Raw genomic sequence first — 7707 nt, forward strand, 5'->3', positions numbered from 1 at the left:
GCTAGAGTTCGAAAGACAGCCCCTCGAGGTCGAGTGCATGGCGGGCGCATTCGATATCTTCGACGTCTCGCGCACCGGACACACCGATCCCGCCGACAACCCGGTCGCCGTGGATGATTGGCAGGCCTCCGCCCCAGACCAAAAGCCGAGACCGATTGGCTAGGCCCAGCCGCAGCGAAGGACTGTTGTCCATTCTCTCAAAGAACGCTTCCGTCGTACGCCTCATCGTCGCCGCGGTGAAGGCTTTGTCCATCGCGAAGTCTAAGATTGGCGGCGCCACCTCATCCATTCGCGCCGCCGCAAGTGTCGCGCCTTGCGGATCGACCACGCAAACGGCCACCCGCCAGGCGTTCCTGGACGCATGCGCAAGCACATGACCGACAAGGCGCAGCCCAGCATTTGCAGCAAGCGCCGTGGCGGTGACGATCAGCCCACTTTCCTGGTGAGAGCGCTCCATTATTCTTCCCCCTCAAGACGGGTCCAATCGAGAACGATGAAGGGCTCTTCAATGCGCTTGGCCGCGATATCCGAATAGAGCGATGAAGGATTGTTTGGCACGACCAGCCGTATCAGGCCGTCGAGTGGAATTCGGCCCTCAGCGTGCCAGTCGAGCGCAAGCGAGAAACCGCCGAAAACTGAATGGGGCGCATTGTTGTACCCTGCGAGAAGCTCCTCCCATTGAAATCCTTGCGCGTGCAATGGGATCTCCCACTCCCAGCCAGAGCGCAAGGTGGCAAGATTGAAGAAGACGGCGTTCATGAGATCATGGGCAGATGCATCCGTCCATTTGCGCCAGGGAACGCCAACCATGACCACCTCCCCAAGCCTGCGCACAAGGCGGCATCCATCAAGGATCGCATTCTCATGCCCCGAGCAATCCACGACAAGCGCGACCCGACCGGCGAAGGCATCTTGCCCAAGAGGCATCCGCTCTCTGCAATCGGAAAGACCGCTTCGTGCCAACTGCGCTCGCCTCCGCTCGTCAGGGTCGACGACGGTCACACGGTAGCCGCTGATATTGAAAAGGTGTGCGGCGAGAAAGCCGACCGGGCCGGCTCCTGTTATGACAACGCGGTCGCCTGGGCGAGCCATGGTTGTCATCAACGTGGTCATCGACACGCCCATCAGACGTGCAAGCGTTGCAGTTCCAGGGTCTAGATCAGCCGGCAGCGGCAAGGTGTGTCTGGCGAGATGCGTTTGCGTGGCGCGATGAGCACCCATCGCAAACCTCAGTTCGCCGGGCCGAAGGCCGACGACATCCCCGGCGACCTCATCAACCCTGAAGACTGCGGCATAACCGGGACGAATGGGAAAAGCATCGCCATTGGCCCAGCCCAGTTCAGTGCCCTGGCTGACGAGGGTGTAGAGCGTGCGCCCGCGAACTTCGCCCGCCTTCAACGGCAAGTCCTCGTAGGACGCCAGCTCAAAGGCCTGCTTTGCGACAATCACGATTTCATCGGGCATGAAGGTCCTTTCCGGCCGAGGAAGATGACCGCATCCAAGACAACGGAAAATTGCCTGTGTGAATTAGTGCTTAGAAGGTGATCCGCTCGCCAAACCGAACGGAGCGGAGGGACTACGCATCAGTGACCGGTTACCGGCGACCATTGCACCGGACCTCTCGCCTGTTCATAGCCAAGCGGACCCGGCATGCTGACAACCTCGAGGAACTGACCCCACGGGGCCTTCAGATAGAGCCAGGTCAGCCCTTCCATGGCGCCGCTGTCGACATATGTCGGCCCTTCGAGCACCTCGACACCTGCCTCACGCAAGCGCATTGCCGCAGCCTCGCAATCATCAACCTCGAACGCCATGTGAAAACCGCCCGGCTGACTGTTGCGTTTAAGGGGGGCATCGCCGTCAACCTCTCCGGAATACTGAAACAGTTCAAGGTTGGTCCCGTTGCCGACCCGTAGCACCATGATGTTTTCGATCCGCCTGCCCGCCGGAACACCGAGGCGCCTTTGCATGAAGGTGTCGTCCACATCGATAGGCCCTGTTTGTAGGCATCTAGCGGCACCGAATACGGCTTCAAAAAAGCCCACAGCCTCCTCAAGATCAGGCACAGTAAAGCCGATATGCTGCATCCCAAAAACCTTCATCGATTCCCCCTCCGAGCGGTCCATTCACACGCCGGCTAAAAGCCGACCGAATTTAGTATGTAACTATTTAGTTATTTAATTGCAACCAGTTTCCCTCCCGTCGGGACCCGCGCTTTACGCAAAATGGAAAACAGCTAAACCTGAACCCGGACCGCCGGAGCGACAATGAGGTTTGGTGGACGATATCACTCCGGGAATGGTGCTCAATCTCAAAACGTGAGAGCATATCTGTAGTAGCGACAAAGTGCGCGGCGCAGCCAAAGTCTAGCTTTGCGAGCCGCGAAGGGGCGGTGGCGTGGAGCATTCTGGCTGGGGCATAGTATGAAATCATTGATCCTGGCCGCAGGGCTTTCCTTGTTTCTTCTCGCCGCCTGTTCTCACACCGTGCAAACATTCAAGCAAACACCGTCATATTCGCCCGCGCAGCCGACAAGCACGCGGCTGACACAAGCTGTCCAAAGGCTTGGTGATCCTAGGGACGGTCGCTCCGGGGTTAGGCTGATCGGCAACGGAGAAGAAGCGCTGGCGGCGCGCTTGGCGCTTGCAGCGGCCGCCGAACAGACGATCGATGCGCAGTATTACCTTCTGCACAATGATCCTACCGGAAAAATCTTTGCGTGGAGCTTGCTGAAAGCCGCGGATCGGGGTGTGCGGGTGCGGCTATTGCTCGATGACATGGACACTAAGGGCTATGACGCCGTGACTGCGGCTCTGGACTCGCATAAAAACATCGAAATCCGGCTCTTTAACCCGTTCTGGCGGGATCAGAGCCTTGTCGCGGCCGTCCTCACCGACTTCAAGCGGATCAACCGCCGGATGCACAACAAGTCGATGACCGCCGATAATGCCATGTCGATCGTCGGTGGCCGCAATATCGGCGATGAGTATTTCCTGGCCAAGAGGGAATTGAACTATTCGGATCTCGATGTGCTGGTTGCTGGACCCGTTGTCGATGAAGTCTCGACAAACTTTGATGAGTACTGGAACAGCAAGTTTGCAGTGCCGGCGCGCGCCGTCGTTAGCGAACCAGAGGGGTTCAGTCTCGACGAAGCGCGCGATCGCCTTGACGAGATCGTCGGGGATGCTCGAGAGACGGAATATGCCAGCGTGGTGCGTGCGGCTGCGAAGCAGCATCTAACGCCATCGACGCTGAAGCTCGCGTGGGTTCCCGCCAAAATGTACTCGGACCCCCCTTCAAAAGCGGCCGCTGAAGACAACGAAGAAGAGATTCTTGCCTCTCAACTGTCAAAGTATTTCGCCCATGCGACATCAAAGATTGAGATCATCTCTGCGTATTTCGTGCCAGGCAAACGCGGCACAGAGTGGTTGCGGGAACTTGAGGCGCGGGGCGTCGAGGTGTTGGTTGTTACCAATTCGCTGGCATCGAACGACGTGAAACCAGTCTATGCGCATTATGCAAAGGACCGGCGGGCTCTTCTGGAAGGTGGAGTCCACCTCTACGAACTTCGGCCTGACGCAAATCAAGAAGCGCGGCGCGGCGTCAATTGGGGTGAATCGCGATCGGGTCTGCATGCCAAGGCGTTTACCATCGACGATCGTTACCTGTTCGTCGGCTCGTTCAACTGGGACCCGCGGTCGGTGAATATCAATACCGAGATGGGCATTCTGATCGACTCGCCTGAATTTACCAGGAAGACCTCGAATGCCCTAAGAGGCGTTTTAAGAGAAGAAACCTTTGCCGTAAGGCTGAACAAGGACAAGCGGATCTCGTGGACGCAGACCGAGCCGGACGGGACGCAGCGGATCTATTATCATGAGCCGACGGGTTCGCCCTGGGATCAATTCGTGGCGGGATTTTATGCGATTCTCCCTATCGGCTCGCAGCTCTGAGGTTTTCGCGACGCGGGCGCGCCGGTATTAGGCCTAGCGTTGGCAGTGGCAAAACCGTCCTAAGAAAATCTGGGGCTCCTATTCCGCTTTGGCTGGAGAGCCGCCGACCATCGAGTCTCTGCTCGTGAGAGGAATCGAACCGAGGATCGGCACCTTCGGATGGCTTAAACAGGATCGCGATTGCGAATCTGTATCGTACGATGATACATGTTGATTGACTTTCACCAGTATCACCATATGATACAAGCATGAAGAGCGTGATGTGATCAGGTCATTTAACGATGACAAAACCGAGACTGTTGCGCGCGGCAAAGCCCCAAAAGGCTTTCCTTCCGACATCGTGAGGTCAGCCGTTCGTAAATTGACGATCCTGAACAGCGCTGCTGCTCTGGACGACCTGCGTTCCCCTCCGGGAAATCGACTTGAAGCCCTTAAGGGCGATAGGGAAGGCCAACATTCGATCCGGATCAATGATCAGTGGCGCATATGTTTTGTATGGACAGATGCCGGTATCGAAGACGTCGAAATAGTTGACTACCATTAATGGCCAATCGTGGCACACAGGAGCTTGAGATGACCCATATCCTTCCTCCGGTCCATCCGGGCGAAATCCTCCGCGAGGAGTACCTACTTCCGCTGAACATGAGCGCCGGTTCACTGGCAAAAAAGCTCAATGTCCCTCGCACTCGCATCGAGCGTATAGCGGCGGAGCAAACACCGATAACGACAGATACCGCTCTGCGCCTCGCCAAGTATTTCCGCACAACGCCGGAATTTTGGATGAACATGCAGACCAGCTTCAACCTCAAGACGGTGGAAATAGCGCTTCACGGCGAACTGGAGTTGATCCCGGAAATCGATAGAGCAGCATAGCCGGACCCTGCCCCTGGCACGGCACATTCCAGTCGATACATGGCCTTTATCAACCAAAGACAGCGACTGCTGATTTGACGATGATCCCACCATCCGGACTTCTGCGCATTTGGCGGCCGGTAGCGGCGCGAAAGACTTGCAGCAATTGCAGCGCCGGCGGCACCCGCGACCACAGGGTTTTCATGCGTTCCCTGCCATTTCGGCTTTTCCGCACTGCCTGGCCCGTAACAATGCGCTGTGACCAGCGGAAGCCGATCTCGTGGAAATACAGGTCGGCATGCTGCGAGCTGATATGATGAAAGGCGCCGGCAATTGTGCGACGGACACGCTTAGGTCTGCAAACGGCAGCATTGCGCCCCATGTCGGTTGTCCAGGTTGCTGAAACGAAATCCTAGAGGCCGACGGTCTGCTTTTCCCCTCGTTCCTTCCGGAATCGCAGATCACCAGTCGCCTACTGGCCGCACACCGGTCATTCACGCATTGCAAATCTGTGTCCGCTTGGAGCGTTGTAGAGACAAACAAGCTTCTCCACTGGCGGTTCAATTAGCTCACTGTCGCGAGCTCACGCGCAAGTTCCAAGAACGCCCTGACCCCGGCTGACAGATTTCGGCGCCCAGGGTAGTAAAGGCAAAGCCCCGGATATGGTGGCGTCCAGTCTTCCAATACACGGACGACGCGCCCCGCCTCAATGTCCGGGAAAATGTCTTGCTCGAAGATGTAACCTATACCGGCGCTTTCCAGGACAGCGGTTCTTGTGAGGCTAGCCTCGTCCAGCGATATCGGGCCGCGTGCATCGATTTGCACCTGCTCCCCGTCCTTCTCGAAACGCCACCGAAACAGGGAGCCATCGGGCAGGCGAACGCGAATGCATCGATGGCTGAGAAGGTCGGGAGGGACCACCGGCTTCCCATGCCTCTCGAAGTATTCAGGAGACCCAACCACAGCATGTCGCTGCGGCCGGCCGAGCGAAACGGCAATCATGTCGCTGGGAACGAGGCCCGCAACCCTGACTCCCAGATCAAACCCGTCCTTGACGATATCGACCATCTTTCCTTCAGTTACAATATCGACATTCATGTCGGGATAGCGGCGCAGGAACTCAAGCACGAGCGGTGAGATGATTGCGCGCGCCGCGAACGGCGCCGCGTTGATCCGTATTGTTCCGGAAGGTGTCTCACGTTGCGCACGCACCGAATCCAAAGCGGCATAGAGATCCTGGAGCGACGGCGCCACCTGCTGCACAAAGAGCCTGCCGGCATCCGTCAGCGACACGCTGCGTGTGGTGCGGTTGAACAATCGCACCCCAAGCTCCGCCTCAAGCCTGCCTATTGTGTGGCTCAACGCTGTCGTAGACATGCCGAGTTCGATGGCCGCTGCGCGGAATGTGCCGCGCCGGGCAATAGCAATGACCGCTTCAAGTTCCTTCAGGTTGGCTTGTTCCATTGTCCCGATCTGTTCATTGCTGCATGCCGGCTTATCCCACTTATCTACGCAATGGTCGAGCGCTACTATCGGGTGAGCCAATGAGGAGAAACACAATGGATATGCCCGATATCGTGAACATGTACTTTGACGCTGACAGCGGCAGCAACGCGGATGCGCTGTCGGACACGTTTGCGATCGAAGCCGTTGTCGAAGATGAGGGATCGCGCCATCAAGGCGTCGTCGCAATCCGTGAATGGTGGGTGGCTGCGAAGAAGGCGACGCAGTACGTTTCTGAACCTTTGGAAACCACCGTTGACGGCAACAAAGTGCTCGTCCGAGCCAAAGTTAGCGGCCAGTTTCCCGGCAGTCCGGTGACGCTCTCATATGCCTTCACCATCAAGGACGGCAACATCGCTTGGCTGGAGATCCGGTGATGACAGACTTTCTCAACCTGAGAGGCAAACGAGCCCTCATTACTGGTGGTACCAAGGGCGCCGGGGCTGCGACCGTCAGCCTGTTTCGGGAACTCGGCGCGCAGGTGTTGACGACCGCGCGAGCGCGTCCTGAGAACCTGCCGGAAGAATTGTTTGTCGAGGCCGATCTCACGACTGAAGTGGGTTGCGCGGCCGTCGCGGACGTTGCGCGTCAACGTCTCGGCAACATCGATATCATCGTTCATATGCTGGGTGGCTCGTCAGCAGCCGGCGGTGGCTTTGGGGCGCTAACTGATGCCGAGTGGCACAAAGAAATGTCTCTCAATCTTTTTCCCGCTGTTCGACTCGATCGCGAACTGGTTCCAGACATGGTCGCACGGGGAATGGGTGTGGTTGTGCATGTCACGTCCATCCAAAGAGTGCTGCCTCTCCCGGAAGCGACCACGGCTTATGCCGCAGCCAAGGCGGCACTCTCGACTTATAGCAAGGCCATGTCCAAGGAGGTATCGCCCAAGGGCGTCCGCGTCGTGCGAGTGTCTCCGGGTTGGATCGAAACGGAAGCGTCCGTTCACTTGGCCCAGCGCTTGGCGGACAAGGCGGGTACGGATCTTGAGGGTGGCAAGAAGATCATCATGGATAGTTTGGGCGGCATACCTCTCGGGCGCCCTGTCAAGCCGACGGAAGTGGCAAACCTGATTGCTTTCCTGGCATCGGATCGCGCTGAATCGATCACAGGTACCGAATACACCATCGATGGAGGAACTGTGCCAACAGCTTAGGATCGAGACGCCTTCACGGATCAAGCGGGCGCGTCCCATCCGCCGATCTGTGAATAATGGCGTCGCGGAGATGCCGGACATCGCGATTCAAGGATGCCAACTCCTGGGGCGTCTGTGTAGAGGTTGCGAGCAATGTGTCGCTGAGGCTTGACCGGTTAAGAGCCTCGTTTCGGAGGATCAGCATCGCGGCGGCCAACGGCCGGGATCCGGCAAGCCTAGGCCCGGCAAGTCATTCCGCTTGAT

9 protein-coding genes and 2 pseudogenes are annotated in these 7707 nt (G+C 57.7%); 5 read left to right on the plus strand and 6 right to left on the minus strand.

Features of this window, described 5'->3' with window-relative positions:
- Nucleotide 1: 1 nt before the first annotated feature.
- The 3 genes from ASD52_RS24065 to ASD52_RS24075 form a co-directional block, all read right to left on the minus strand.
- A complete protein-coding gene (locus ASD52_RS24065) occupies nucleotides 2–457 on the minus strand; it encodes a heme-binding protein (RefSeq protein ID WP_025430647.1) in 456 nt (151 codons plus the stop codon).
- A complete protein-coding gene (locus ASD52_RS24070) occupies nucleotides 457–1464 on the minus strand; it encodes a zinc-binding dehydrogenase (protein ID WP_057225648.1) in 1008 nt (335 codons plus the stop codon). The genes ASD52_RS24065 and ASD52_RS24070 overlap by 1 nt, the downstream gene beginning before the upstream one ends.
- Before the next feature lie 119 nt (nucleotides 1465–1583).
- Nucleotides 1584–2102, minus strand: coding sequence for a VOC family protein (locus ASD52_RS24075; RefSeq protein WP_057225649.1), 519 nt, complete (start codon nucleotides 2100–2102; stop codon nucleotides 1584–1586).
- Nucleotides 2103–2423: 321 nt separating this feature from the next.
- Between ASD52_RS24075 and ASD52_RS24080 the strand changes: the two genes are divergently transcribed.
- The 3 genes from ASD52_RS24080 to ASD52_RS24090 all read left to right on the plus strand — a co-directional run bounded on the left by ASD52_RS24080 (nucleotide 2424) and on the right by ASD52_RS24090 (nucleotide 4826).
- Entirely contained in the window at nucleotides 2424–3953 is a 1530-nt protein-coding gene (locus ASD52_RS24080; RefSeq protein WP_057225650.1) for a phospholipase D family protein, read from the plus strand.
- A 262-nt stretch (nucleotides 3954–4215) separates the two neighbouring features.
- Entirely contained in the window at nucleotides 4216–4497 is a 282-nt protein-coding gene (locus tag ASD52_RS37730) for a type II toxin-antitoxin system RelE/ParE family toxin (RefSeq protein ID WP_082571870.1), read from the plus strand.
- A 29-nt stretch (nucleotides 4498–4526) separates the two neighbouring features.
- On the plus strand, nucleotides 4527–4826 hold the full coding sequence (locus ASD52_RS24090) for a HigA family addiction module antitoxin (protein ID WP_057207929.1): 300 nt from the start codon (nucleotides 4527–4529) through the stop codon (nucleotides 4824–4826).
- Nucleotides 4827–4875: 49 nt separating this feature from the next.
- Here ASD52_RS24090 and ASD52_RS24095 read toward each other — a convergent pair.
- Nucleotides 4876–5154: pseudogene (locus tag ASD52_RS24095) on the minus strand (transposase); the annotation flags it as partial.
- Between the two features lie 215 nt (nucleotides 5155–5369).
- Complete coding sequence (locus ASD52_RS24100) at nucleotides 5370–6269, minus strand: LysR family transcriptional regulator (protein WP_057225652.1); 900 nt, start codon at nucleotides 6267–6269, stop codon at nucleotides 5370–5372.
- 95 nt (nucleotides 6270–6364) lie between these two features.
- Between ASD52_RS24100 and ASD52_RS24105 the strand changes: the two genes are divergently transcribed.
- Both ASD52_RS24105 and ASD52_RS24110 read left to right on the plus strand, forming a co-directional pair.
- Nucleotides 6365–6685 carry a nuclear transport factor 2 family protein gene (locus tag ASD52_RS24105; protein WP_057225653.1) on the plus strand — a complete coding sequence of 107 codons (321 nt, stop codon included), beginning with the start codon at nucleotides 6365–6367 and terminating at the stop codon, nucleotides 6683–6685.
- The gene (locus tag ASD52_RS24110; protein WP_057225654.1) at nucleotides 6685–7464 is read left to right on the plus strand and encodes an SDR family oxidoreductase; all 780 of its coding nucleotides are present in this window, start codon (nucleotides 6685–6687) and stop codon (nucleotides 7462–7464) included. The genes ASD52_RS24105 and ASD52_RS24110 overlap by 1 nt, the downstream gene beginning before the upstream one ends.
- A 20-nt stretch (nucleotides 7465–7484) precedes the next feature.
- Here ASD52_RS24110 and ASD52_RS39455 read toward each other — a convergent pair.
- Nucleotides 7485–7609, minus strand: a pseudogene (locus ASD52_RS39455) (MarR family transcriptional regulator); the annotation flags it as partial.
- Between the last annotated feature and the right edge of the window lie 98 nt (nucleotides 7610–7707).

Source organism: Ensifer sp. Root142, assembly GCF_001426785.1.
GTDB lineage: Bacteria > Pseudomonadota > Alphaproteobacteria > Rhizobiales > Rhizobiaceae > Ensifer > Ensifer canadensis.

Excerpts from the sequence above, each read along its gene's own strand:
- ASD52_RS24065 (WP_025430647.1), bottom strand. The coding sequence starts at position 457 with ATGGAGCGCTCTCACCAGGAAAGTGGGCTGATCGTCACCGCCACGGCG.
- ASD52_RS24070 (WP_057225648.1), bottom strand. The coding sequence starts at position 1,464 with ATGCCCGATGAAATCGTGATTGTCGCAAAGCAGGCCTTTGAGCTGGCG.
- ASD52_RS24075 (WP_057225649.1), bottom strand. The coding sequence starts at position 2,102 with ATGAAGGTTTTTGGGATGCAGCATATCGGCTTTACTGTGCCTGATCTT.
- ASD52_RS24080 (WP_057225650.1), top strand. The coding sequence starts at position 2,424 with ATGAAATCATTGATCCTGGCCGCAGGGCTTTCCTTGTTTCTTCTCGCC.
- ASD52_RS24090 (WP_057207929.1), top strand. The coding sequence starts at position 4,527 with ATGACCCATATCCTTCCTCCGGTCCATCCGGGCGAAATCCTCCGCGAG.
- ASD52_RS24100 (WP_057225652.1), bottom strand. The coding sequence starts at position 6,269 with ATGGAACAAGCCAACCTGAAGGAACTTGAAGCGGTCATTGCTATTGCC.
- ASD52_RS24105 (WP_057225653.1), top strand. The coding sequence starts at position 6,365 with ATGGATATGCCCGATATCGTGAACATGTACTTTGACGCTGACAGCGGC.
- ASD52_RS24110 (WP_057225654.1), top strand. The coding sequence starts at position 6,685 with ATGACAGACTTTCTCAACCTGAGAGGCAAACGAGCCCTCATTACTGGT.